The following is a 25149-nucleotide window of genomic DNA, read 5'->3' on the forward strand; positions in this document are numbered from 1 at the left end:
GAGCCGGAGCGCGTCGGAGGAGGTGACATGCACGGTGTGGTGGGAGTGATGACGGCACTGTGGATGGCCGCGGCGGGCAACGAGGGCGAGGTGGCCACGAGCGCCACCGTGCCCCGCCTGGAGCCCCGCCGGACGTTCGTGGGCGTGACGGTGCCGTTGTTGGACCGGAACGGGTTCTCGGTGGAGGGGGAGCGGGAGGTGGACGAGCACTTCAGCGTGAACCTGGGACTGCGGGTGGCCTTCGACCTGGAGACATGGAACGGCCTGCTGGGCGACTCGGACGAGGCGTTCCTACGGGTGGGAATCGAGCCCGGCGCGCGCTTCTACATGACGGGCTCGGCGCTGAACGGGATGTGGGTGGGTCCCCGGCTCGAGGTGGCACATGGGTGGTGGGAGTTGAAGGGCGGGGGCTACCCGGTGGGCTCGCTGGAGAAGGCGTGGAGCGTGGGAGGCGCGGTGCTCACGGGCTACAGCCTGCGCCTGGGCCGGGGCTTCACCGTGCAGGCCTCGTTGGGCCTGGGACTGACGTATGAGCGAGGCACGGTGAGCGAGCCCACGATGCTGACGAGTGGTGGCGAGTGGCTGGAGCTGCGCACGCCCTTCGACGAGTGGAGTGTGGGCCCTCGCGGGCAGCTCGCCGTGGGCTGGACGTTCTGAGCGGGTGACGCACTCCGGGTGCGCCCGGGCAGTCAATCGGTGTGCATCGACACGGCGCGGGCCGCGGCTGAGAATCACGCTGCATGTGGCTGCCGCGCGTCTGTCTGATTTTGTTCCTGGGGATGGGGTTCACCGGCACTGCGTACGGTGCAGTACCCGTCCGGGAGATGGTGGCCGCGCAGGTGATGGGCGCGGACACGCTCCGGGCTCATACCCTCAGCCTGCTGGCGCGGGGACAGGTGACGGAGGCCATCGATTACTGGGTGGTGACCACGGGCAAGGAAGCCCCCGCCTGGTTGTGGGCCTTCAAGACGGCATTCGACACGAGCAAGCAGGTGGCGGGCTCTTGCCAGGGCGTGGCGCAGTCCATCTCCGCCGCCTTCACACGGCTGGGCGGCAAGCCGGAGTTCGTGGAGCTGGAGACCAGCTCCCGCATCAAATACCCCTACATGATGTTCAAGATGCCGAGCGGCCTGGATGTGAATCTTTCACGGAATGGTTATCATGTCCTGGTCCGGATGAACGGTCGCGCGTACGACGCATACACAGGAGCAGTGGGAATGCCCTGGGCCGAGTACCTGGAGAGGCTGGGCGCCCGTTCGGAGATCACCCAGAAGGTCGTTGAAACAGTGATGGTGGCCCCATGAGCCAGCAGCCCGCCGCGCTCGCCGACGTGAAGCCCGTTGTGCCCCTGCTGGACGTGCTGCTGCGCATCCGCGAGGACCTGAGAAGCCGCGCGACGGGTCCGTACCTCTACATCGGCATGCCCGACGTGGATTGGTTGATGTGCTTTATCGGGGGTTATGGGGAGTGTCTCCATTCCCTGGGCGTCGAGGAGGGGGCGGACTCGGTGTTCGGCGAGTGGTTTCGCGATGTCAAGAAAGCCTGGCCGGGCCGGGGATGGGAAACTGCCTATCTGGAGGAATTCCACGGAGACCAGAAGCGCGCCCTGCTCAAGTTCTTGGACTTCGTCGCCGAGTTCCGTGCCCTCTCCCCGGAAGCACTGGCCTCCATCCCGTGGCACTTCAGCGGTGAACACCCCGCGAGCAGGGCGGCCTCCTGGATTCCCGTGCACCCGCCCAAGCCCACGCTGGACATGCTGTTGGAAGTCCGCCGGGAGATTGGAGACGTGCCCGGACGGCTCGGAATGTTCATCGGTCCCATCGAGGTGAGGCGGATGGCGGGCTTCATCGATGGCTACCGGTTGTGCCTCGCGCTGGCGGGCGCACGAGACGAGGAGTACCCGCGCTTCGAGCGCTGGCTCCAGGAGGACAAGGGCCTGCCGCCGGGCCAGGAGTGGACGTCACCACTCCTTCAGGCCAGCCAGGGAGACGCGGAGCAGGCCATCCGCCAGCTCCTCTCCCATGCCGCCGAATTTCGCTCTCAGTCTCAGAAGCCGAACGCTCCCGGCGAGGGCTGACGCCGAAGCAGGTGGGCAGGCTCCCCTCTGTGGCGCACGCGGACCCCGACACGGGTATGGTGCTCCCGCCATGCACACCTCCTCGCGGTCTGGCTCCTGGTGGCGCGCTTTCGGGTTCAGGAGTCTGCCCGGAGACGCGGAAGAGGTACGCGCCTGGGTTCAGAGCCGCATGGCCACGTACCTCGCCCTGCTCTTCGTGCTCTGGGGCGTCATGCTCGGCATCGATGCCCTGCTGTTCACGCTCATCGACGCGCGCTATACCTTCTTCGACTCGCCCATGACGTGGCTGCGCGTGGCGGCCATCCTCCTCTCCGGCTCCCTCTGGCTGTGGCTCCGCCGCGGCACCCGCGCGCTCTCCACGCTCGCCGCCATCGACCTGGGCGCCACCTTCACGCTCGCCGCGCTGCTCGGCGTCTTCCTCTCCCAGTTCGACTCCGTCCTCGGCGCCGACTTCGTCTTCATCCTCGTCCTCTCGATGCTCTTCACCGCGCGCGCCGGCATCGTCCCCAGCACCCCCCTGCGCACGGTGCTCGTCGGTGTGCTCTGCTCCGTCCCCATCGCCCTGGGCACCTGGTGGTCCCATACTCACGGCAAGGACCCCGCCTACGTCCCCTCCCCCGGCTTCCTCGCCGGTCTCGTCCTGCTCTGGTGTCTGGTGTCCGTCGTGTTGTGCGCCTTCATCTCGCACGTCATCTACGGGCTCCAACGCAAGGTCCGCGAGGCCATGCGGCTGGGCCAGTACACGCTGGAGGAGCGCATCGGAGAGGGCGGCATGGGTGTGGTGTACCGCGCCCGCCACGCCCTGCTGCGCCGCCCCACCGCCATCAAGCTGCTGCCCCCCGAGCGCGCCGGTGAGTCGGCCATCGCCCGCTTCGAGCGCGAGGTCCAGGTGACGTGCCGGCTCACCCACCCGAACACCATCGCCCTCTATGACTTCGGCCGCACCCCCGAGGGCGTCTTCTATTACGCCATGGAGTACCTGGAGGGCATCGACCTGGAGGCGCTCGTGCGCGCCGACGGGCCGCAGCCTCCGGGCCGGGTGCGCTCCATCCTCCAGCAGGTGGCCGGGGCGCTCGCCGAGGCCCATGCCGCCGGGCTCGTCCACCGTGACGTGAAGCCCGCCAATGTCTTCCTGTGCGAGCGCGGCGGCCTGACGGACTTCGTGAAGGTGCTCGACTTCGGCCTCGTGCGCGAGCTGTCCCAGGGCAATCCGCGCTCGAGCGGCTCGGTGGGCATCACCGGTACCCCCCTCTACCTGTCTCCCGAGGCCATCACCTCGCCCGAGAAGGCCGACGCGCGCAGCGACCTGTACTCGCTGGGCGCCGTGGCGTGGTTCCTCCTCACCGGCGAGCCCGTCTTCTCCGCGGGGACGGTCATGGAGGTCTGCGCGCGCCATCTGCACGCGCCGCCCCTGCCTCCCTCGGAGCGTCTGGGCCGCCCCCTGCCCGAGAGCCTGGAGCGGCTGATCCTCGCGTGTCTGGAGAAGGACCCGGCACGCCGTCCTCCGAGCGCCACCGCGCTCCTGCGCGGGCTCGCCGCGTGCGAGGACGTGCCCGCGTGGTCCGAGGACGACGCACGGGCCTGGTGGGCGCGGCACTCGCGCGAGCCCCGGCACGAGGCCGCTCCCCCCGAGGCGCCGCGCACGCTCACCGTCACGCGGGTGGGGCGGCGGGCGGCGTGAGGTCCGGCTGCCCCTCGGTGCCCACGAGCTGCGCCCGCTCGAGCTGCTTGCGGACCTCCTTGTACTTCGGCCAGTCGAAGTGCTTCAGGAAGATGGCTCCGGCCGCCACGCCCCGGAGGAACAGGTCCACCTGCTCGTCCGCGCTCAGCTCGAACTCGAGCCAGTTGTGCGGGCCCGTGTCGATGGTGGTGATGAGCTTCCTGTAGTCCGGGTTCTTGTTGATGAAGTCCTCATCGAGCGTCTGCCGCGCGGAGTTGAAGATGGCCGCGCCGAGCTGTCCCAGGGGCCTGGCGCTCAGGCCTCGTGACAGGGCGTCGATGCGCTGGCGCTTCTCCAGCCCCAGCTTCACGCCGAAGGTCGGCGTGCGTGGGGTGGTCGTCGAGTGGAACTCGCTGATGGGGAAGTTCGACATGATGCCCCCGTCCACCAGCATGCAGGAATCCACGGGCGTGCCCCCGTCGTAGTCGACCAGCGCGTTCCACTCGTCGTCGTTTCGCGGCATCCCCTCCGGCCGCAGCGGGCGGAAGAAGAACGGCACCGACATGGAGGCCCGGACGAAGAGCGACGGATCCACCTTCTCCGCGTCCTTCCAGAAGAGCCGCGCCATCTGCGGGAAGACGACCTTGGTGCCCGTGGAGACCTCGGAGGCGACCAGCGCCAGGCGTGGCTTCTTGTCCTCCGGTATCTCGAGGGGCTTCGGTTCCTGGTTGTCTTTCTTCTCGAGGAGTCTCCCCGGCAGCGTGGCCATCAGCGCGTTCAGGTCCCCGGCCGTCCTCACCTGGTGGGCCTCGAGCACCCCGTGGACCCTCTTCAGCAAGCGCTCACCCGGATTGAGCCCCAGACGGCGCAGGACGCTGGGACACGACAACAGACCCCACTGGAAGCGGGAGAACCCCACGGCGAGGGACCTCAGCCTCCCCTTCATCCGGGCTCCCCACCTGGCGTCGCGCGCCTGCTTGGGCACCCGCCGCTGGACGGCCCGGATGAACCGGTTCACCGGGAACCTGCTGTCCAGGATGGTGGGCAGATCCAGCTGCGAGAGCATGTGGAACAGCTCCTCGGCCTTCGCCTGGCGCTTGTCCGGGTTCGCCGCCGCCAGCAGCAGCGCGGTGATGGATCCGGCCGACGTCCCTCCGATGCTCAGGAAGCGGATGCCCACCGACTCCAGCGCGTGGATGTACCCGAGCAGCGCGATTCCCAGCGTCCCCCCGCCCTCCATCACCAGGTCGACGTACTGGTGTCCCTCCTCATCGACGACGTCGGAGAACCGTTTGCCTTCGCACTCCTCCCGGAGCTTCTGGAGCCTCTCCTCCACCCCCGCGTGGCCGAGGAAGTGTTTCTTGAACTCCAACGGCGAGGGCTTCTGCTTCAAATCGAGCTTCAGGCCCGCGACCTCCTGCCGCGCCTGCTCCACGGCCCCCATCCAGTCCTTCCACTCCCTCTTCTTCTGCTGCCTTTCGTCCCGCTCCTGCTGCTTCTTCCGTTCCACTGGTGTCATGACACTCCCCCAGGGTGGACGGAATGGCGGGTCTGGAATTGTGACGGGCGTCGCTCCCAGGACGCTTGCCGGCCAGTCAGGGGATGACTCCGTCGACCAGATGAAGGATGTGACCTCGTGCGTTTGCTCGCGGGCCCGCGCTCGCGCCACCCTGGGCGGCACATGGACTCCTTCGAGACGCTGTCCTTCGACATCCCCGGTGCCTGGGCCATGGCGGGCCAGGGGCGCTTCGTCCCCGCCGGCCCCGGCGTCCTCGAGTCCGAGGGCGGCTCCGGCCTCCTCTGGTACACCCCCGCCGAGTTCTCCGACTTCCGGCTCCAGGTGGACTGGCTCGCCCACTCCATCGAGGACAATTCCGGCGTCTTCTTCCGCTTCCCCACCGCCGAGCTCGCGCGCAAGCAGCCCGACTGGAAGGCCGGCTTCGAGGTGCAGATCGACGACCGCGGCGTCGACCCCGAGCACGGCAAGCAGGGCAGCCCCCTGCACCTCACCGGCGCCCTCTACACGCTCGCCCCCGCGCTCCTCATGGCCTCCAGGCCCCTGGGCGAGTGGAACAACTTCGACATCCTCGCCGGTGGGTTGGACCTGCGCGTCGTCCTCAATGGCGTGGAGGTGTGCGTCTTCACCGCGCCCGCGCACAAGCCCCGCTCCGGCCGTATCGGGCTGCAGGCCCACCACGCCGGCTCACGCGTCCGCTTCCGCGCGCCTCGCATCCAGCGGCTCTGAGTCTCGCCTGGGTGCCCGCGCACCGGCCGGGCGGGCCTGCGCTCGTCCCTCCCCGGGAAGCTTGGAGCGCTTGCGGTGCGCCCCACATTGAACCTCGTAGGGGCGCGCAAACCCGTGCGCCCGCGGTCCACGCGAGGAGCCGTCACCATGGCCGGCAACGACAACGGAAGGAAGTACAACCCCGTTCACCCGAAGGAGGACGAGAGCCGCAAGCCCCCCTTCGCCAAGGACCGTGTCGAGCGCGGTCTCGAGGCCGATGACACCCGGCCCCTCTACGCCGCTGACTCCATCCACCCCACCCGCGAGCAGAAGTTCGCCCTGGACAGTGACGCCGAGGTGGGCGGGTACGTGCCTGATATCCGCAGCCCCATCGACGAGGCCGATGAGGAGCTCCGCAGGCAGCGCGGCGAGGAGAAGCAGGACAGGGACAGGGAGTGACGAAGGGGGGCGCGGTTGGCAACCCGGGGCCCGTATACCCTCACCCCGACCCTCTCCCAGAGGGAGAGGGCCTGACCTGGTTTTTCACCGTGGATGTCCCCTCTCCCTCTGGGAGAGGGCTAGGGTGAGGGTCTTTCCTTCCGCGAACCCATGCTTCACCGCTTCGTGGCCGGCGGCTCCACCGGGTTCTCCGCCACCAGCTTGCCCAGCTCCAACGGGCCTACCTGCTGCTGGATGACCTCGGGGTCTCCCACCAGCACCACCTGCATCGCCTCCGGGCTCAGGTACGCCTCCGCCGTCCGCTGCACCTCCGCCGGTGTCGCCTTCTCCAGCCCCGCCACCGTCCTCGCGAACTCGTCCATCGGCCGGCGCAGGAAGAAGAGCTGCGCCGCGCTCGCTCCCAAGCCTTCCACCGACTCGAACTCGCCCGGAATCGCCCGGATGAGCCCTTCGCGCGCCGCCTCCAGCTCCTTCTGCGTGATGGGACGCTCGCGAATCCCCTTCATCTCCCGGAAGAACTCCGCCACCGCCAGGCCCGTCACGTCCGCCCTCACCGCCGACGACGCCGTCAGCGGTCCCACTCCCAGCCGCGCGTCCGAGCTCGCCCCCGCCCCGTAGCTGTACCCCTTGTCCTCCCGCAGGTTCATGTTCAGCCGGCTGCCGAAGAAGCCGCCGAACACCGTGGTGGCCAGGTCCAGCGAGTGCTCGTCCGGGTTGCCCATGGCGATGCCCGGCCGCCCCATGACGATCATCGTCTGGTCCAGCCCCGGTTTCGGCACGAACACCACCTGCTGGCGCGCCGGCACCGGCGGCGCGGGCGGCACCGCGGGCAGCGTGGCGCTCCCCTTCCAGTCGCCAAACGCCTTCTTCGCCAGCTTCACCGCCTCGTCCAGCGTGATGTCACCCGTCATCACCAGCGCGGCCGCCTTGGGGCCCACGTTCTTCTGGTAGAAGGACTTCACGTCCCGCAGCGTCAGCGACTCCACCGTCGCCGGCAGGCCGCTCACCGGGTGCCCGTACGGGTGCTTCGGGCCGAACACCGCGTTGAGGTACGCCTGCTGCGCCAGGAAGCCCGGGCTCCCCAGCGCCCGCACCAGCTCCGCCAGCTGCAGCTTCTTGCGCCGCTCGAAGTCGCTCTGCGCGAAGTTGGGCTTGCGCACCACGTCCGAGAGCAGCGCCAGCGCCGCCTCCGTGTTGCGCTTGAGCACCCGCGTCCCGATGAATGCCCCGTCCGGGTTGGTGCTCACCGAGGGCGACACGCCCAGGTCCTGGAACGCCCGGTCCAGCGCCAGCGTGTCCTTCCCGGCCGCTCCCTCCATCATCATCTTGTACGTCACATCCGCCAGGCCCCACTTGCCCGCGGGGTCCTGCGCTCCTCCCGTGGCGAAGGCCACGCCCACGAAGACGAGCGGCAATTCCTTGCGCGTGCTCACCAGCACGGTGAGCCCGTTGTCCAGCTTCGCCTGCTCGAACTTCGGCAACACCAGCTCGGGGGGCTCGCCCGGCTTCGGCGGCTGCGCGCGGAAGGCCTCGGCGTCCTGCTGGGGCGCGGGGGCGGGCGTCTCGGGCGCGGGCGCCGGCGTGGGCTCCTCGGGCTTGGGCATCGGGGCGCTGGCGCACCCGGCGGCGAGCGTCAGGACGGAAACGGCGATGAACAGGCGGCGCATCAGCGGGTCTCCTTCCCGGTGGCGGCGGGGGACTTCTGGGTGGGCACGGCGTGCACCACCACTCGGGCTTCGGGCTTCAGGAAGTCACGGGCGAAGTCGCGCGCCTTGTCCGTCGTCACCGCGGCGTAGCGCGCCAGGTCCTCGTCCAGGTAGCCCGGGTCGTTCACGTAGTGGTTGTAGCTCTGCAGCACGTCCGCCTTGCCGCCGAAGCCGCCCACCGACTGCAGCCCCGCCAGCATCTGCGTCTCGAAGCGCGTGAGCGACCGGCTCAGCTCCTCCTGCGTAATCCCCTCGCGGCGCACCTCGTCCAGCACCGCGTCGATCTCCTTCGCGAGCGCGTCGCTGGTGACTCCGGGCCGTGCCACCGCGTCGATCATGAAGACGGACTGGGCCCCGAGGCTCTGCTGGCCGGCGCTCACGCTCTGCGCCAGACCCTTCTCCAGCACCAGGCGCTTGTAGAGGCGGCTGGACTTGCCGGTGCCCAGCGCGTTGGCGAGCACGTCTCCGGCCGCGTCTTCCGCGGTGAAGTACGCCGGGGTGAGCCACGCCATCATCACCATGGGCAGCGTGCCCACCTTCTCGTCGTGACGGATGACCTGCTCCTTCGTGTGCTTCACCCCGGCCACCTGGGGCTTCTCGGGCTTGGGGCCGCTCGGCAGCGAGCCGAAGTACTTCTCGATGAGCGCCCGCGCCTCCTTCGGATCGAAGTCACCCACCACCGCGAGCGTGGCGTTGGCCGGCGCGTACCACTTGCGGAAGAAGTCCTTCACCTCGTCCAGCGTGGCGGCGTCCAGGTCCTTCATGGAGCCGATCACCTTGCCGTGGTACGGGTGCGGCGCCGGGAAGAGCGTCTGCCAGAGCTTCTCCATCGCCACGCCGTAGGGGCGCGTCTCCACGCCCTGGCGGCGCTCGTTCTTCACGACCTCGCGCTGGTTGTCGAGCTTCTTCAGGTCCAACGCGTCCAGCAGGAAGCCCATGCGGTCGCTCTCCAACCAGAGCGCCGTCTCCAGGTGGTTGCTGGGCACCGTCTCGAAGTAGTTGGTCCGGTCGAAGTTCGTGGTGCCGTTGAGATCATTGGCGCCCAGCTGCTCGAGCATGGAGATGTGGACGTCGTCGGGCACGTGCTTGGAGCCCTGGAACATCATGTGCTCGAAGAGGTGGGCGAAGCCGGTGCGGCCCGGCTGCTCGTTGTAGGCGCCCACGTGGTACCAGATGTTGACGGCCACCACCGGCAGCTTGGTGTCCCGGGCGAGGATGACCTCCAGCCCGTTGGGCAGCTTGTACTTCTCATAGGGAATGGCCAGCGCCTCGCGCCCGGGCTCCAGCGGCTTCGCCTCCTGCTGCTGGGCGAAGGCCGGGAGGCCGAGGGCGAGGACGGCGGCGGCGATGAGCGCTTTCATGCGGAGCGTTTGCCTCCTCGGGTTGTCCAGAGGCAATCCGCTTAGCACGTGCCTTGTTCCCGACGGAGGGGGAATCCCCTCGGGAAGAAGGTTCTCCGTCCGATGTTGGAGACTGACCGCGTGGGGTGGGTCAGGCAGACGCCAGGAGGGCCTCCATGCGCGTGCGGACGTCCCCGAGCATCTCCGGGTGGGTGATGACGTAGAGCCGCTGCTCGCGGACGGCCGCGAGCACCTGGTCCGCCACCCGCGCGGGCGTCATGCCCGCCTCCACCTCCTGGCGCAGGTACGCGTTCATCGCCACCTGGGCGGGAGTGGGGGGCGCCACGGGCGGAGGTGGGGGTCCCCCCGGCCGGTTGCGCGCCGCATCCAGGATGCGCGTGCGCACCCAGCCCGGGCAGAGGACCGACGCCCCCACCTTCGCGCCCCGCATCTTCAGCGAGCCATGCAGCTGCTCGGTGAGCGCCACCACTCCGGCCTTGCTCACCTGGTAGGGCGCGCTCGGGTGGAAGGGCAGCACGCCCGCCAGCGAGGCGGTGTTGACGACGTGCCCCTCGGTGTCCTGCGCCAGCATCCGAGGCACGAAGGTGCGCACCCCGTGGATGACGCCCAGGAGGTTCACCCCCAACACCCAGTCCCAGTCCTCGCTCGAGGCCTCCCACGCCACGCCACCCGCCGCCACGCCCGCGTTGTTGCACACCAGGTGCACGGCCCCGAACGCGCTCAGCGTCCGCTCCGCCAGCGCCTCCACGTCCCCCGCTCTCGACACGTCCGTGCGCACGCACAGCACCCGCGCTCCCGCCCCCTCCAGCTCCGCGCCCACCCGGCGCAGCGCCTCCTCCTCCACGTCCGCGAGCACCACCCGCATGCCCTCGCGGGCGCACCGCTCCGCCAGCCCCTGGCCGATGCCACTGGCCGCTCCCGTGATGACCGCGACCCTGTCCCTCAGCTCCTTCATGTGCTTCCTCCCTTGTTGGCTTGCCGCGTGGCCTCTTCCGCGTCCCGGAAGGCGCGCTCCACCAGCTTCCGGGCATGCTCCCGGACGTCCTCCGGCCAGGACTGGATGTGCTGGTCGAAGCGCTCGGGACTCCTCGCGAAGAAGGCCCGCGAGGCCTCCTCGAAACCGGGGAGATCTCCCGCCAGCGCGTACATGAACTTGTGGGCCGCCTCCTGGGATCGACGGGCCTTGTCCGCGCCCTGGCTCGCGCGCCTAGCCTCCTCGACGAGCTTGCGCAGCGTCACCGAGGCTCCCCCCGGTTGGGCGTTGAGCCACTCCCAGTGGCGCGGCAACAGCGAGACTTCCCGCGAGACGACGCCCAGCTTCGGCCGGCCCGGCCCAGCCTTGCGAGGCTCCTCCGCCTCGGCTTCGGCTTGCGCCGCGGCCTCCCGGGCCCGCTTCCGGGCGAGCTTCTCCAGGAGCTCGTCGCGCGTCCCCCGGAAGTCCAGGTCGACCGGGTCGCCCGTCTCGTCCTCGAAGATGGCGATCGGCGCGCGCTCGCCGCCGTCCACCACCTCCTTGGCCTTCAACGCGACGTCCGCCAGGGCTCCCGACGCGATGCGCCGGTGCCCGGCGAAGCCCGTGTAATTCCTCGGCTTTTCTCCGCCCATGTCCCACTCCTCGCCCTGGGTGGGAATTTCACCCGGGTAGAATCATGGGCGGCTTTATACCCGGGTGAAATTCCCCGTCAATATCACCCGGGTAGAATTCGGAGGGGACGGTTCAGTTGCAGGAGTACGTGTACGAACTCGGGGTGCTCCAGGTGCCGTCGGGGTTGATGGTCCGCACGGTGTAGCCGCTGGCCGGGTAGGCGGTGCCCCAGCAGTCGCGGGCGCGGACGTCGTTGCTGACGGCGGAGGTGAAGTTCCAGTTCCCCCGGCGGCGCTGCTTCTCGTAGGCGGCCACGCGGTCCATGGCCTTGCGCCACGTCGAGTCGTTGTAGAGCACGTCGCGGCGCTTCTCGAGGAACTTCTGGAGGAAGGCGCTCTCGGTGATGCCGTTGTAGCCGATGGCGGGGGCGACCTGATTGGGATTGCCCAGGGCGTTGTTGGCCGCGGTGATGAACTCCCGCAGGGTGCCGTGGTTGATATAGGCGTCGTAGAACGCGGCCTTGGAGAGCGCCGAGGTGAGCCCCCACTTCTTCGCCTCGTTCATCGCGGGCGTGAAATACAGACGGTCACTCACCTGGTCCTGGCAGCTCTTGAAGTCCGCCCGGGTGGTGGTGTTGTTGTAGCTCGTGGCCCAGTCGCTGATCCAGTTGCCGACAGCGTCGAGCTCGGCCGTGGAAGCCTGGTTCTGGCCCGTCGAGAGGTAGCGGTTGTTGATGGTGGTGAGCCCCGGCATGTACTTGGCCATCAGGTTGCCGTTGGAGGCGCTCCGGAGGTTCACGTAGCACTGGATGACCTGGATGGCGTCGCCCGTGCCGGTACAGAAGCCCGCGCGCCCGTTCGTGTACCCGCGGCCATCGTCGATGTTCTCCGCGTAATCGTAGGCGAGCACGGGCGTGTCGTTCTCCCAGATGCTGGTCAGCCCTTCCGCCACCTTCTTCTGGTTGGCCGTCATCCCACCGTCGGTGCCGGTACCGCCGTCGGTGCCCGTGCCACCGTCGGTGCCAGTACCTCCGTCGGTGCCGGTGCCACCGTCACTGCCGCCCGAGCCGCAGCTGGGATCGCTGATCTGCACGTTGGTGGCGGTGAACGAGACGTTCGAGTTCGTGGAGTAATAGAACGTGTACGAGGCGTTCACCCCTACGGTCAGGCTCGAGGTCCTCGAGTAGATGCAGGTGGTGCCGCTCTGGGTGTGCGACCAGCCCGGCTCGTCGTAATCGCACGTCACGCCGCTCGGGACGTTGAAGGAGATGCGCGGGCTCGTCATGGCGGCCGTGCCGGTGTTCTTGAAGATGATCGTGCCCCAGTAATCCGGGCCATCGTAGGTGTTCGTGGTGATGGTGTACGAGCAGGCCGCGAGCTCCTGCCCGGCCTCGCCCGGGAACGTCTCCACTCCACCCAGGTCACCCCCACCACAGGCGACGAGCGCGGAGGCCATCCCCGCGAGCGCCAACCGCCAACCCCCTACCGCAATGTGATGTCTGTTCATGAGGCCATGTCCTTTCAGGTGAAAAGGCGGCTGCCTCGCGGCAGCCGCCCCGGTTGATGGAGCACTTCTGTCCTGGATCCCTACAACTGCTCGAGCCGGAACTGCTGGCAGTCGTTGTTGGACCAGGTCCACTGCTGGATGTTGGTGCCGTCACCGCTGCTCGCGCAGTTGGTGACGTCGATCACCTTGCCGCTGTGCCGAGCCTCGAGCCGGTAGTAGCCATTGCCGAGCGACACGGGCTTGAACTGCTGGTTGGTGGCGTTGAAGGAGGTCCACTGATGGATGTTGGCGCCATCGGCGGTGCTCGGACCGGCGACGTCGAGCACCTTGCCGCTGTAGCGAGAGACGAAGCGGTAGTAGCCGCTGTCGGTGGGCTCCATCGTCCACTGCTGGCTGGCGCCGGTGTGGCAGGTCCACTGGTGGATGTTGGCGCCATCGGCGGTGCTCGGACCGGCGATGTCCACGCACTTGCCCGAGGCCTTGTTGATGATCCGGTACGTGTTGCTCCCGGTGCCGCCGCTGGCCACCTGCGCGATGGCGTTGAGCAGCGAGGTGGCCCCCGAGGTGTCCTGGGACAGCTCCCAGATCATCACGCCGCCGCCCTGCTGCATGGCGAGCCGGGTCTTCGATTGGATGGTGGCGATGCCGTTGTAATAGACGTCGCCGACGTTGTCCTTGTAGGGGGCCTGCGGATCGCGAGCGACGAGCTCGTTGTAGCCGACGTAGGACGACGGCGAGCGGCCATAGAAGGGCACGCCGAGCACCGTCTTCTCCTTGGGCAGACCGCGGCCGAGCCAGTAGTTCATCGACTGGACGGCGTAGTCATACGTCGAGTGGGGCTGGCCGCCGTCGTAGGCCATGAGGTTGAGGAAGTCGACGTCGGCGAAGGTGGCGGTGGGGACGCCGCCGCCGGTGTAGCCATTGGCCACGACGGCCGCGGTGAGCAGCTTGCCGCGGCTGTGGAGCGCGGTGGACAGCTCGCGCATCAGCAGGCCGTAGTTGGTGGCCGAGGTCCCCGGATCCGGGTACTCCCAGTCGATGTCGGCGCCGTCCAGCCCCGCCGCCGTCACGAAGTTCACCACGTTGTTGACGAAGGTCGTCCGGGTGCTCGCGTTGGCGGCCAGCTTCTCGAAGCCCGAGTCATCTCCATTGTTCCAGCCGCCAATCGAGATGAGCACCTTCACGCCCCGCGAGTGCGCCGTCTGGACCAGCGACTTGAGCCGAGCGTCCCCGCTGCTCACTCCCGTGAGGCCACCCTGCGCCGTGGGCAGGACGAAGGCGTAGTTGATGTGGGTGAGCTTGTCGTACTGGACGGCGTTGATGTCGCCCGCCCACGTGGGGACGTAGCCGATCACCTTCGTCGCGAGCGCCCGCTCCTCGACCTTCGCCGTGGGCTCCTCGGAGAAATCAGCGGGTTCTCCGGAGCAGCCCGCCAGGGTGGAGAGAAACGCGGCCCCAAACGCCAGGGTTCTGAACTGGAATGCGGTGTTCGGCACGGTGGGTCCTCGGGGGTTGTTCCCGGAGGGCGGCCGTGTGCGACCGCTCCCGGGCTTGAACCCCATGAGGCGCGACGTGCTCGGATCGGGTCAAGGAAAAATAGGGATTTCCAGATGCTCTGGAATTCTCCGTGGTTCGCGGCTCTTGAGAGTCGCGAGCCTGAGAGTCGTGCGCAGGTGGGTGTTGCTCTCTGCCTGGGTCTATTCCGGGAAGTGCACCACGCGGCCGTCATCGCCCACGGCCCAGATGTCGCCCTGTGAGGTGACCGCGATATCCCGCAGCGGCTTGTCCAAGGTGTAGGCGGTGGACCATGCGCCGGTGGCGCTCAGTCTACGGATGGCACCGCTGGGATTGGCGTCGGTGACGTAGATAGTGAAAGGGTCCGGTGCCACCACGCTGGTGAACGGGGCACTGGAACTGTCCGAAGGCGGGGTCATGCGCGTCCAACTTGTGGCTCCGTCCCACTTCACCACCAAGCCGCTATCTCCCACCGCATAGGCAAGGTTGGAACTGGCCATCCATACACCGCGCAGGGCGCCGTTGTAGCCGCTGGGGGTACTCACTGAGTGATACGTCGCGGTACTGCCGGTGCCGGGATAGCTGGTGATATATGGTGTCGAGGGACTGTCTTCCGTGCCTCCGATGGTGAGCAGTTTCGTGGAGTCCAATCCGTGGATGTCGAAGTACATCACTGGGTTCAGGTTGTAGCGTTCCGAAAGTGAGACTCCCGGAGACCACACGTACAGCCGCCCCCGGTCGTCCACGACGTAAATCAAGGGACTGATCCCGATAAGGCCTTGGAGAGTATTGCCAGAGGGAACGGTGACCTGATTGTAGCAGTTTCCACCGTCATGCTCGGCCAGATTCCCTCCACTACCGGCCAGGTACACGTGATTGTTATTGGGGCTCACCCAGGCTGCGCGCCAGTTGAAGTTGCCGCAACTCCCATCGAGGCTCCTGAAGGCCTCGCCCGCGGCGAGTCGGACCGCGATCTTGCCGCCATCGCCCGCGATCCAGACCCGCCCGTTGGCGCCGAGCCCCACGGTCTTCCACTGCTTATTCCCTGTGAGAGCGGGATCATTGGCCACCTTCCACCCCTTGCCCCCGCAGATGTCTTCCTCGTCTCGCCGTGTATCGCAGTTGTTGTCGCGGTCGTCGCACACCTCGGCCTTGTTGCGCCGGTTGTATTTGTCCCAGTCGTCGCAGTCGTCCGTATTGAGGACGAAGCCCGGGGGCGGTGTCTCGCTAGGGCACACCTGGGCTGGGGTGCCGCGCTCGTCGCCCGCACCATCACCGTCCAAGTCCGGGTAGTAAGAGATCGTCGGAGGGGAGTCGATGCAACTCACACCATTTTGGCTGGCATTGCAGGCCAACTTCCCGCCCGAACAGGGATTGCTGCAATGGATGCCTATGGCAAAACCGTCGTCCTTATTGCCGTCACAGTCATTGTCCACCCCGTCGCACAGTGCTTCGTTGATGCCCGGGCGTGGGAAGACCTCGGGATCCGAGTCCCCGCAGTCCGTGGCGTCCTGTACGTAGCGGGTGTTGCTTGGGTCTGTAGGTCTGGCACAGGCCATCAGCGCATCGGCCTTCTGGTCACCAAAGCCGTCGCCATCGCGGTCGGGGTACCAGGCCTGTTTGGGCAGACCCTGATCGAGCTCGCCGTCGCAGTTGTTGTCCCGGCCATCACATAGTTCGGAGGCGCCGGGCCGACTGTCCTTGTCATTGTCGTCGCAATCGCCGCCCTGGGATGCGTAACCAGCCGGCACGTTGTCGCAGAAAATCACATAGGCCGCGCCTGTCCCGGCGTATCCATCCCCGTCCTCATCGCGGTACCCCGCCATCGCCACGGATCTATCGCATTGGTTCGTACAGAGCGCCTGGACGCACTGGTATCCTTCGTCGCAGGGGTGCTCAGCGTTGCACTCGCGAGCCTTGTCCTTCAGCAAGTCCTCCAGGCTCGGTACCGTGCAGCCCGCGAGCAGCCACAGCACTCCCATGCATCCCACCAGGCGGCGCATCAGTGAGTCTCCTTCGCGGTCGAGGGTGCGCTGTCATTCGGCGACAGCACCCAGGTGACGACTGCTCCCACGGCGGCGAGCCCCGCCGTGCCGAACAGCACGTTGGCCACATTCGCGCTGCTCCGGGCGTCCTCCCAGTGCGAGCGCGTCACATCCTGGTACGGGGTGTTCCGCGCGTCGGTCACGCTGGCTCGCGACTGAAAGCCGAACATCGTTCCTACTCCGAGCGCCGCGACCCCTACTCCCGCCAGCACCATGGACGTCATGGGCACCCGCTTGCGCGAAAGCTCCGTCACACGGGTTACAAACGGCGAGGGCGTCGCGGGCGTGGGCGCGCTCAGATCGGGCGCCGGGGCCGGCTGCTCGGGCCGGTCCTTGCTGGCGATGGCAGGAGGGTTCGGTTCCTTCGGGGAACTGGTCTTTGGCGCGGGCCTGGGCGTTTGCGCCACCGGCGGAGCCCGGCCCAGCTCCTTGTACACGCGCGCCCTCATCTCCTCGAAGTCACGCTCGACCTTCGGCGAGACCGTCAGCGGCAGCTTCGCCTCCGGGTTGAGCAGCAGCCCTGTCTTGAAGGCCGTCTGGGATTGCTCCCTCTTCCCCAGGTCCGCCAGGATGATGCCCTCGTGCAACGCGATGGCCACGTCCTGCTCCATGTTCCGCGCCAATCCCTTGGCTCGCTGGAGCTGCTCCATCGCCCGCTCGTACTCCAGGCTCTCGTAGAGCCTCACCGCGGCGGTGAGGTAGCGGTTGAAGGCATCCTGCGCGTGCGCCGCCCTCGGGGTGGCTGCCACGGTCAGCATGCACAGGGCCAGTATCAGTCGCGCATGGAGCGGGAAACTCGGCATGGCGCGCGATGCTAGGGGCCGGATGTAGGTGTGTCTACTTGGACCGGGGTTGACTCAGTTGGTACGAAGACAACCCGAGGGGTCAAAGACCCTCACCCCGTCCCTCTCCCAGAGGGAGAGGGGAGGTGGGCACGTGCACTGGCAATTCCAGACACAGGCGCGCTCCTCCCTCCGGCCGGTTCTCCGCTCTCAGCGTCCCTCCGAAGCGCTCCACCAGCTCCTTCGAAATCGACAGCCCCAGCCCCGTTCCCTTCTCCGGTCCCTTCGTCGTGAAGAACGTGTCGAAGATCCTCGGCAATACCTCGGGCGGGATTCCCGGTCCGTTGTCCTCCACCATCAACGTCACCTTCCCCCCCTCCGCCACTCCCCTCACCGTCACCTCTCCCCCCTGCACCTTCGCCTCCTCCAGCGCGTCCCCCGCGTTCACCAGCAGGTTCAACAGCACCTGCGCCAGTCTCCTCCTCGTGGCGAACACCTCCGGCAGCTCCGCCGGCACCTCCACCTTCAGCTTCGCCACGTGCTTGAGCCTCACCGCCGCCAGCCTCGTCGCGTCCGTCACCACGTCCGCCAGCGCGCACTCGCAGGGATCCTCTTGATCCATCCTCGAGAAGCCCTTCAGGTCCGAGACGATTTGACGGATCCGCTCCACCCCCGTGCGCGTCTCGTCCATCACCTCCTGCAACTCCTGACGCGTCTCGTCCGGCAGCTGCTGCGCCAGCACCTCCGTCCTCAGGAAGTCCAGGTTCGAGCGCACGAACGCCAGCGGGTTGTTGATTTCATGCATCACGCTCGCCGCCAGCCGCCCCACCGTCGCCAGCTTCTCCGTCTGCGCCCGGTAGCGATCGGCCACCGTCAGCTTCTCCAGCGACTCGCGCCGCGCCCGCTCCAGCCGCGCCGCGCTCTCCGCCGTCTGCGCCTTGCGCAGCTGCGCCGAGGCGTACGTCGCGAAGAACGCGGACGAGCCCACCATGCTCGCCCACCCCAGTGCGTGCGGCACGCTGTCGTGCGTCGCCAGCAGCAGGCCCAGCACCCCCAGCGACGTGGTGATGCCACTGCCCAGCACCGGCCCCACATGCCGCGGATGCACGAGCGCCATCATCATCGGCACCGTCGGCACCAGGTTGATGTACGGGCTCTGGATTCCTCCCGTGAACGGAATGAGGCTCAGGAAGAAGGCGCTCGTGAGCACGCTGTTGACCGTGGCCAGCATCGGGTACCAGCGCTCGTCCAGCTTCCACACCAGCCAGATGTAGGTCATCAACTGCGTGAACCACAGCACCCGCGTCACCAGCAGCTCGAGGCTCGTCCGTCCCAGGATGAGCACGTCCATGCCGTACAGCAGGAGGATGCCCACCGCGAACACCAGGCTCTTGCGCCGGCGTTGTTCCCTCTCCGTGCTCGCGGCTTCCGCGGGGACCGGGGTGTCGATGGGGCGAAGCGAGGGAATCGGGAGCTGCACGGGTCTTTTCCTCAGCGCCGGGTGGCGATCACCACGCGAAACCCGTAGCGCCCATAGGGCTCGGGCAGCGCTTCCGGCCGCACGTCCACGGTGAACCCGTGGGTCTCCAGCAGCGCGCGGGCTCGCGGCAGCAGGAAGGTCAGGTAGTACATGACGAAGGGTGGCTTCCAGAGCGCGTTGCGCACCCGCATGGCCGCGTTGAAGGCCCTCGCCACCCAGTAACCGGGGCGCAGCCTCGAGGGCTCCTCCCCCGTGACGAACACGAACCGGCCTCCCGGTCTCAGCGCCCGGTGGATGCCCGCCACCAGCCTCGGCTCGTCCTCCTCCAGCACGTGTCCGAAGGCCCCGAAGCTCGTCACCAGATCGAACTCCTCGCGCCAGGGCATCTCCAACGCGTCGCCCCGCACCAGCTCCACCCGCGCCTCTCCCGGCACGTCCGCCAGCAGCCGCCCCGCCTCGTCCAGCATCCCCTGGCTCAGGTCCAACCCCACCACCCGCTCGCGGCACAGCGGCTTCAGGTAGCGCATCGCCGCCCCCGTCCCGCAGCACACGTCCAGCCCGCTCCCCACGCTCCCAGGACTCCCCGCCAGCTCCAGGCTCGCCTTCAGCAGCGCGTCCGGCGTGCGGAACGGCGTGTACTCGAACTTGGGCGCCAGCAGGTCATACCCGCGCTCCACCGAGCTCAGGCCCTGCTGCACGAGCTCCACGAGGCTCGGTCCCTTGGGGTGGAACATGAGATCCCCTGGTCTACTCCAGGTCGTCTCGTGCGCGTGATTCTTGTTCGCTGAGAGTGTAGAAATGCTGTAGCGCTAGATAATCCCGGGCACTTGGGACGTGCGGTAGCGGACGTTCAGCGGGAGCGGGGCAGCTGGAAGAAGAAGGTGATGCCGGGGCGGCCCGCGTGGTCGTGCACGCCGAGGGTGCCGCCGTGGCGCGCGATGATTTCGCGCGAGATGTACAGGCCCAGGCCCAGGCCGGGCTGGTGCACGGAGGAGGACAGCCGGTTGAAGCGCTGGAAGAGCAGGCCCTGCTCCTCGGGGGAAATCCCCGGGCCCTCGTCGGAGACGGAGACACGGAAGGCGCCGTCCCACTGCGCGAGCCCCACGGCCACGCGGGCCTCGGCCGGGGTGTACTTCATCGCGTTGTCGAGGAAGTTGCCGAGCACCTGTTCGATGCGATCCCTGTCCGCGCTCACCCAGGCGACGCTCTCGAGCAGCTGCACCTCCAGCGGACGCTGCGGGTGCTGCTGGCGGAAGTCCTCGGCCACGTCGGCCACCAGGGAGCGCAGGTCCACCGGCCGCGTGCGGATGTGCAGCTGGCCCCGCTCCAGCCGCGAGGCGTCCAGCAGATCATTCGCCAGCCGGGTGAGGCGCCCCGTGTAGCGCTCCATGCGCGAGATGAGCGTGACGTCCGAGACGGGCTGGTGCGCCTCCAGCTGGCGCCGGGCCTGGGTGAGCACCAGGTGCAGCGACGTCAGGGGCGTGCGCAGCTCGTGTGAGGCGATGTTGAGGAACTCGGTCTTGGTGCGGTCGGCGGCCACCGCGGCGTCCTTGAGCTTCTGCAGCTCCGCGGTGCGCTCGCGCACGCGCACCTCCAGCTCGTCGTGGGCTCGGGCCAGCGCCGCCTCGGCGCGCTTGCGGTCGGTGATGTCCAGGACGATGCCCACCAGCCCCGCCGGCTGCCCGCGCGCGTCGGTGTACGTGGCCTTGTAGAAGATGACGTCGTGCACCTCGCCGGAGCCGAAGCGCACCTGGGACTCGTACGTCTGGATGCCGGGGCGGTCGAAGAGCTCCTGATCCTTGGCGGCGTAGCGCGCGGCGAGCTCGGGCGGGGCCATCTCCCAGACGGACTTGCCGACGATGTCCTCGCGCTCCTTGCCGTGCATCTCCAGGAAGGCGCGGTTGCAGCCGCGGTAACGCCCATCCAGCGTCTTGTGGAAGATGGGGTTGGGGATGCTGTCGATGAGCTTCTGGAAGAACTCCACCTGCTCGTGCAGCGCCTGCGCGCGCCCCGTCACCTCCACGCCGGTGAGGATGAGGTAGCCGGCGGCCTCCCCGGAGTCGAGCCGCGAGGTGCTCCATTCAATCAACCGGCGCTGGCCCTCGCGGGTGTTGTGCCAGAGGCCGTCGTGGCGGGCGGGATGGGGGCCTTCCACCAGCCGCGCGAGCGCCTGGCGCTCCGGCTCCTGCTCCAACCCTGGCGTGACGAGCTCCTCCAGACGCAGGCCCCGCGCCTCGAGGCTGGAGCGCCCGAGGACCTGCTCCCCCAGCTGGTTGAGGTGGACGATGCACCCCTTCGGGTCGAGCACCAGCACGAGCGCCTGGATGGCATCCAGGAGAACGGCGGGGCCCAGTCCGGAGGGCAGGGCCGTGCCTGCCCGGTCGGAGAGGTCCATCGGCGACAAGGCCATGTGATGCAGCATACCCGTATCGATCTTTGGTGCTCCGATGCTTTTTTCCCCGGCGTGGCGCCCGTCCCGTGGACAGGCGGCCAGTCCTCGGGGCTCAGTGCATCGTGGGCGCGGCGTCGGGCTCCATGTAGACGCCGTCGGAGATGCCGGTGCGGGCCTCGAACTCGCTACAACCGCTCATGCCGGACACCTGGAGGTCGAATTTGCGCAAATCCGGCTCCATGCAGCGGGCCACCTCGGTGTCGTCCGGGTTGGCATGGTGGCTGGCGAAGTAACGACAGCCCTTGCAGTTGCCCCAATTCTTGTCGGCCATGGCTTCCTCTCGGGTGGATGGGGAATCGTCTCCTTCGAGGGTGGGGCCGGGACACCGGGGCCACAAGCGACGCCAGCCCGCACGGCTGCTCCAGGCGGGGGCGCACGGCGAACGGCACGAGGGACGGACGGGGTGGGGCCGTCATCCGCACAGCCCCCTCCGGGGTGGAGGTCCCGGAGGGGGCCGGGCCCGAGCCACGGTGGGAGGCAACCCCCGTGTGCGGGCCGGCAATCCACCAGGGCGCGAGATGCTGGGAGAAGTGGGGCTCGCGTCCCGGGTGGATTGACGGTTCGGGCTAGTTCTTGGACTTGCGCAACTCTCCGCTGTTCTTGATGTTGCTCTTCACGGTCTCCTCGGCGCCGCTGCAGTCGCCCCTGGCGCGCGCGTCGACGCGCAGGACGTCGCTGCTCATCTCCAGGTCGCCCTGCTGGAGGCACGCGGCCACGGGCAGGCCCTCGAGCCACGCATGGGGCTCGAGCAGCGCGAGCAGCGTGTCATTGGCGCCCACCTCCACGCCCGTGGCGGACTCGAAGCGCGCGTCCTCGCTGAACCTGAGCTTGAGCTCCAGGGTGGAGGGCGTGGAGTCCTGGGTGAAGCTGGCCTTCACGAGCATGCTGTAGCCCACGAGGGGCTCGGTGGCGGCGACCTCGCCTTCCTTGGCCTCCTCGAGGCGGAAGTCGATGCGCTTGTAGGTGCCCGCGGGCAGGCGCAGCGTGGCCAGGTCCGGCAGGGTGGCGCCCGTCATCAGGTCCACGATGATGGGACCGGGGATGACCACGGTGCCCGAGCCGCTGCCGGACTCACCGCCCTTGCAGGTGGCGCCCGCCAGCAGGCCGCGCACATCGCCGCACTTCGTCCCCTGGGGCAGGTCCAGGCGGATGTCCTTGAGGTGGATGCGGGCCTCGGTGAGCGTGAAGGTGACGCCGTCGCTGGAGAGGAACGTGGGCGTGGGGTAGATGGGGCGATGGTCGGCCTGGACGTGGACGCTGGCGGCCTGGGCCTGGGCCTCGTAGACGGAGAAGCTCAGCGAGGCGCCCTCTCCCCCGCAGGCTGCGAGCGACACGGCGGCGGCGGACAGCAGCGTCTGACGGAGCGAGGGAGCTCGGAAGTTCATGGTCGTCGGGTCGGAGCGGGAGGTTCCGTTGGGCAGTTCTTCCCGTTCCAGTACCCTGGACCCCACGCGTTGGATATCGGCCACAAGGATTCTGTGCCTACATGTGGGGCCGGGCCCCACCTCGGAGGCCCGAGGCGCGGGTGAGGACGTGAGGACGCTGGGTTACACTGGCTCGTCCGTTCCGCCGGAGGATCTCCCATGAGGCATGCCCGAGTCGTGCTCCTGGCGCTGGCGCTCGCCGCCACGCCTGCCCTGGCCGCGTCGAAGCAAGCGCGGCGCATCTCGTTGGACGTGACGCGGGCCAACATTCACGACGTGTTGCGGATGCTCGCGGACGTGGGGCGCAAGAACCTGGTGGTGTCCGAGGAGGTGCGGGGGACGGTGACGCTCACGCTGCGCAACGTGCCGTGGACGGAGGCGCTCGAGGTGGTGCTGGCCTCGCACGGGCTGGGCATGGAGCAGCGGGGCAACATCCTGCGGGTGGCGCCGCTGAAGACGCTCCAGGAGGAGGCCGAGGCGCACGTGAAGCTGAAGCAGGCCCGGGAGGAGTCGGCCCCGCTGCGCACCTTCCTCGTCCCCGTCAACTACGCGAAGGCGTCGGACCTGGTGCCCCACGTGAAGGCGGTGCTGTCGCCGCGGGGCAGCGTGAGCGTGGACGCGCGCACCAACACGCTCATCATCACGGACGTGGAGGCGCCGAGGCTTCCGTAGCGGCCGGGGAGAAGCGGCCGTACCAGTCGAGCGAGAGCAGCACGTCGCCGCGCCAGGTGGGAGACAGGCCGTGCTCCAGGTCCACGCCGGCGCGCGCGGTGAGGGTGAGGCCCAGGGGCCCCAGCCGTCCGTGCCCGCCGAGCACCGCGCGCAGGGGGAAGCGGGGGCCGCCGGTGCGGAGGAAGGCCTCGGCTCCGGCCTGGGCGCCGAGGAACCCCTCGAGGCGCGGGCCCCCGAGGCCCACGAAGAGTCCCCCGTGAGGGCCGAGCCCCGCGTCGGCCGGGCCGCGCACCACACCATAGGCGGTGAGGCCGAGCTGCGCCGAGGCGGAGAAGGAGCCCTCGCCCGAGCCGAGCCGCCACTGGCCCGCGCCGCGCAGCTCCAGCACGCCGCTGCCCGGGTGGACGAAGAATTCGCCGCCGAACGCGGTGGGGCGCACGCCGGGTTCGGGGGCCCGGGGGAGGAGGAAGCCCACGCCAACACCCTGGGGGCCCGCGAACAGCGAGAGGCGCGAGTCATCCACGCGGCTCCGGGCGGTGAGGATGGGGGCCTCGGCGGCGGCCACGGAGGCGAGCAGCAACACGGTGGAGAAGACGAGGGCCTTCATCGGACGGTCACCTCCGTGCCGGGGACCTGGCGGATGTCGTCGGCGCCGGTGCCCCGTCCCGCGAGGGCGGCGAGGAGGAAGCGCGAGAGCACCTCGGTGATGCGCTCGTGGGCGGCGTCGAGCGGCACCGCGGGGGTGCAACCGCCGGTCACGTCCTTCTGGTCGCTGACGGTGAACTGGTAGTGGGTGACGCCCTGGAGCACGGCGAACACGGAGGGAGTGGGGAGACGGGAGGCCTCGTCGCGGACGCGGGGGAGCGGGGCCGTGCAGTCGAGCTCACCGGCCAGGGAGAGTGAGGGCACCGCGAGCGAGGGGACACGGGGGGCGTCGGCGGGGTTGGGGTAGCTGGCGAAGAGGGCGAGCGCGGCGAAGCCCCCATCGAGCGCGAGCGTGCTGGCGACGACGCCTCCGAGGGAGTGGCCGGCCACGGCGATGCGGGCGGGGTCCACGAGGCCCTGGAGGAGGGAGTCCTCGGGGGGAGAGACGAGGAGCTCCCGGGCGAAGCGGCCGTTGTCGGGGGCGGACAGGGCGAGCTCCAACGGGTGGGAGGGCAGCGCGACGACGAAGCCCCGGGAGGCGAGGGCCTCGGCGAGCCAGAGGTAGTCCTCGGGCGGGACGAGGCCGCCGTGGATGAAGACGAGCGCGGGCAGCCGGGAGCCGTCGATGGGCCGGGCGGGGCGGCCCTGCGCATCCGAGGGGAACACCACGCGCACGGGGACGAGGTCCGTGTGGCGGGCGCGCACCTGGAAGAGGGCTTCGGCGATGGGGGTGGGCTCGGAGCGGAGGAGCTGGCCGGACTGGGGCGCGGGGAGCGCGCAGCCGGCGAGGACGAGCCCAAGGAAGAGCGGGACGAAGAGGAGGATGTCCCGCGTGGGACTGGCGGGGAGGCGCATGGGTGGGCCCTGTGTAAGGCCCGGCCCCGTGGTTCGCCACGCTCCCGGGTCAGTCGCCCACGATGCCCACGCGGACCCGGTGGAGCTCGTTGCCGGTGGCCGCCTTGAGGGTGAAGTCGGCCACGTCCTCGGCGTACACCTGACGGCCTCCGGTGGGGAGGGCCTCGACGGCGGTGCGGTACTTGCCCGTCTTCACGCCGCTGGGCATGACGGGCGGGCACACGATCACCCAGTCCAGTCCGCTCTCCTGAAGGACCTGGAGCGCGCCCCGGTGATCCTCGAAGGCATGACGCAGGAACGGGGGCAGGCCGTGCTCTCCGGTGAGCCCACCGGCCGGGTGGGGCAGCAGTCCGGCCGCGCCCACGGTGACGAGCCGTTGAACGCCCTCGGTCTTCATGGCCGAAACGAGGGTGCGCATGGCCTCGGTCACCATCGTCACGGGGTGCGTCACGTCCCGAGCGCCCAGCGCGCTCACCACCACCTCCGCGCCGCGGACGGCCTCGGCCACGGCGGTGACATCCTCCATGCGTCCCTTGCGCACGTGAAGTCGCCCGTGCTTGAGCCCCAGCCGCTGCGGATCTCTCACGTACGCCGTCACCTCGTGCCCCTGCCCCAGCGCGTCGTGCACCAGCGTGTGCCCGACCCGCCCCGTCGCTCCGAAGACCGTCAACCGCATGGGTGTCTCTCCTCCGTACAAGCCG

Annotated in this window: 24 protein-coding genes; 7 read left to right on the top strand and 17 right to left on the bottom strand. The window is 68.8% G+C overall.

Going from position 1 to position 25149, the window contains the following annotated elements; genetic code table 11:
• The first annotated feature begins 27 nt into the window (after window positions 1-27).
• The 4 genes from NR810_RS29815 (at window position 28) to NR810_RS29830 (ending at window position 3758) form a co-directional block, all read left to right on the top strand.
• Window positions 28-657: a DUF3575 domain-containing protein gene (locus NR810_RS29815; RefSeq protein ID WP_257457687.1), complete on the top strand. Its 630-nt coding sequence runs from the start codon at window positions 28-30 to the stop codon at window positions 655-657.
• Between the two features lie 83 nt (window positions 658-740).
• Complete coding sequence (locus tag NR810_RS29820) at window positions 741-1304, top strand: hypothetical protein (protein ID WP_257457689.1); 564 nt, start codon at window positions 741-743, stop codon at window positions 1302-1304.
• Window positions 1301-2077: a hypothetical protein gene (locus NR810_RS29825; protein ID WP_257457690.1), complete on the top strand. Its 777-nt coding sequence runs from the start codon at window positions 1301-1303 to the stop codon at window positions 2075-2077. The genes NR810_RS29820 and NR810_RS29825 overlap by 4 nt, the downstream gene beginning before the upstream one ends.
• A 169-nt stretch (window positions 2078-2246) precedes the next feature.
• Window positions 2247-3758 (top strand): serine/threonine-protein kinase, encoded by a 1512-nt coding sequence (locus NR810_RS29830; RefSeq protein ID WP_257457692.1) that lies wholly within the window; start codon window positions 2247-2249, stop codon window positions 3756-3758.
• On the opposite strand, the gene NR810_RS29835 is transcribed toward NR810_RS29830, so the two are convergent.
• Window positions 3730-5256: a patatin-like phospholipase family protein gene (locus tag NR810_RS29835; protein WP_257457693.1), complete on the bottom strand. Its 1527-nt coding sequence runs from the start codon at window positions 5254-5256 to the stop codon at window positions 3730-3732. The genes NR810_RS29830 and NR810_RS29835 overlap by 29 nt on opposite strands.
• Before the next feature lie 117 nt (window positions 5257-5373).
• Between NR810_RS29835 and NR810_RS29840 the strand changes: the two genes are divergently transcribed.
• Window positions 5374-5982, top strand: coding sequence for a 3-keto-disaccharide hydrolase (locus NR810_RS29840; RefSeq protein ID WP_257457694.1), 609 nt, complete (start codon window positions 5374-5376; stop codon window positions 5980-5982).
• A gap of 147 nt (window positions 5983-6129) precedes the next feature.
• The gene (locus NR810_RS29845) at window positions 6130-6420 is read left to right on the top strand and encodes a hypothetical protein (protein WP_257457695.1); all 291 of its coding nucleotides are present in this window, start codon (window positions 6130-6132) and stop codon (window positions 6418-6420) included.
• Between the two features lie 155 nt (window positions 6421-6575).
• On the opposite strand, the gene NR810_RS29850 is transcribed toward NR810_RS29845, so the two are convergent.
• From NR810_RS29850 to NR810_RS29910, 13 genes are all read right to left on the bottom strand, one after another.
• Window positions 6576-8087, bottom strand: a complete 1512-nt coding sequence (locus NR810_RS29850; protein ID WP_257457697.1) for a M16 family metallopeptidase — start codon at window positions 8085-8087, stop codon at window positions 6576-6578.
• Entirely contained in the window at window positions 8087-9487 is a 1401-nt protein-coding gene (locus NR810_RS29855; RefSeq protein ID WP_257457699.1) for a M16 family metallopeptidase, read from the bottom strand. Before NR810_RS29855 ends, NR810_RS29850 begins: the two co-directional genes overlap by 1 nt.
• Before the next feature lie 130 nt (window positions 9488-9617).
• Window positions 9618-10442, bottom strand: a complete 825-nt coding sequence (locus NR810_RS29860) for an SDR family NAD(P)-dependent oxidoreductase (RefSeq protein WP_257457704.1) — start codon at window positions 10440-10442, stop codon at window positions 9618-9620.
• Entirely contained in the window at window positions 10439-11092 is a 654-nt protein-coding gene (locus tag NR810_RS29865) for a DUF2239 family protein (protein WP_257457705.1), read from the bottom strand. Before NR810_RS29865 ends, NR810_RS29860 begins: the two co-directional genes overlap by 4 nt.
• A gap of 112 nt (window positions 11093-11204) precedes the next feature.
• On the bottom strand, window positions 11205-12578 hold the full coding sequence (locus NR810_RS29870) for a chitosanase (protein ID WP_257457706.1): 1374 nt from the start codon (window positions 12576-12578) through the stop codon (window positions 11205-11207).
• Window positions 12579-12658: 80 nt separating this feature from the next.
• Window positions 12659-14074, bottom strand: a complete 1416-nt coding sequence (locus NR810_RS29875; protein ID WP_257457708.1) for a glycosyl hydrolase family 18 protein — start codon at window positions 14072-14074, stop codon at window positions 12659-12661.
• A gap of 201 nt (window positions 14075-14275) precedes the next feature.
• Complete coding sequence (locus tag NR810_RS29880) at window positions 14276-16096, bottom strand: putative metal-binding motif-containing protein (RefSeq protein ID WP_257457710.1); 1821 nt, start codon at window positions 16094-16096, stop codon at window positions 14276-14278.
• On the bottom strand, window positions 16096-16896 hold the full coding sequence (locus NR810_RS29885; RefSeq protein WP_257457711.1) for a hypothetical protein: 801 nt from the start codon (window positions 16894-16896) through the stop codon (window positions 16096-16098). Before NR810_RS29885 ends, NR810_RS29880 begins: the two co-directional genes overlap by 1 nt.
• Window positions 16897-17023: 127 nt before the next feature.
• A complete protein-coding gene (locus tag NR810_RS29890; RefSeq protein ID WP_257457713.1) occupies window positions 17024-18400 on the bottom strand; it encodes a sensor histidine kinase in 1377 nt (458 codons plus the stop codon).
• Between the two features lie 11 nt (window positions 18401-18411).
• Entirely contained in the window at window positions 18412-19134 is a 723-nt protein-coding gene (locus tag NR810_RS29895; protein ID WP_257457714.1) for a class I SAM-dependent methyltransferase, read from the bottom strand.
• Window positions 19135-19250: 116 nt separating this feature from the next.
• On the bottom strand, window positions 19251-20822 hold the full coding sequence (locus NR810_RS29900; RefSeq protein WP_257457718.1) for a sensor histidine kinase: 1572 nt from the start codon (window positions 20820-20822) through the stop codon (window positions 19251-19253).
• A gap of 82 nt (window positions 20823-20904) precedes the next feature.
• On the bottom strand, window positions 20905-21123 hold the full coding sequence (locus NR810_RS29905; RefSeq protein ID WP_257457720.1) for a hypothetical protein: 219 nt from the start codon (window positions 21121-21123) through the stop codon (window positions 20905-20907).
• Window positions 21124-21418: 295 nt separating this feature from the next.
• Entirely contained in the window at window positions 21419-22237 is an 819-nt protein-coding gene (locus NR810_RS29910; protein ID WP_257457721.1) for a hypothetical protein, read from the bottom strand.
• A gap of 198 nt (window positions 22238-22435) precedes the next feature.
• Here NR810_RS29910 and NR810_RS29915 point away from each other — a divergent pair, with 198 nt between their 5' ends.
• Complete coding sequence (locus NR810_RS29915) at window positions 22436-22948, top strand: secretin and TonB N-terminal domain-containing protein (protein ID WP_257457722.1); 513 nt, start codon at window positions 22436-22438, stop codon at window positions 22946-22948.
• On the opposite strand, the gene NR810_RS29920 is transcribed toward NR810_RS29915, so the two are convergent.
• Genes NR810_RS29920 through NR810_RS29930 form a run of 3 tightly spaced genes read right to left on the bottom strand, consistent with a single transcriptional unit; the run spans window position 22917 to window position 25124 of the window.
• A complete protein-coding gene (locus NR810_RS29920; protein ID WP_257457723.1) occupies window positions 22917-23555 on the bottom strand; it encodes a hypothetical protein in 639 nt (212 codons plus the stop codon). The two genes, NR810_RS29915 and NR810_RS29920, sit on opposite strands and share 32 nt — an antisense overlap.
• Window positions 23552-24448: an alpha/beta hydrolase family protein gene (locus NR810_RS29925; protein WP_257457724.1), complete on the bottom strand. Its 897-nt coding sequence runs from the start codon at window positions 24446-24448 to the stop codon at window positions 23552-23554. The genes NR810_RS29920 and NR810_RS29925 overlap by 4 nt, the downstream gene beginning before the upstream one ends.
• A gap of 49 nt (window positions 24449-24497) precedes the next feature.
• Window positions 24498-25124, bottom strand: coding sequence for an NAD(P)-dependent oxidoreductase (locus NR810_RS29930; RefSeq protein ID WP_257457725.1), 627 nt, complete (start codon window positions 25122-25124; stop codon window positions 24498-24500).
• Window positions 25125-25149 lie beyond the last annotated feature (25 nt).

The sequence above is a fragment of the Archangium lipolyticum genome (assembly GCF_024623785.1).
GTDB classification, from domain to species: Bacteria; Myxococcota; Myxococcia; order Myxococcales; family Myxococcaceae; genus Archangium; species Archangium lipolyticum.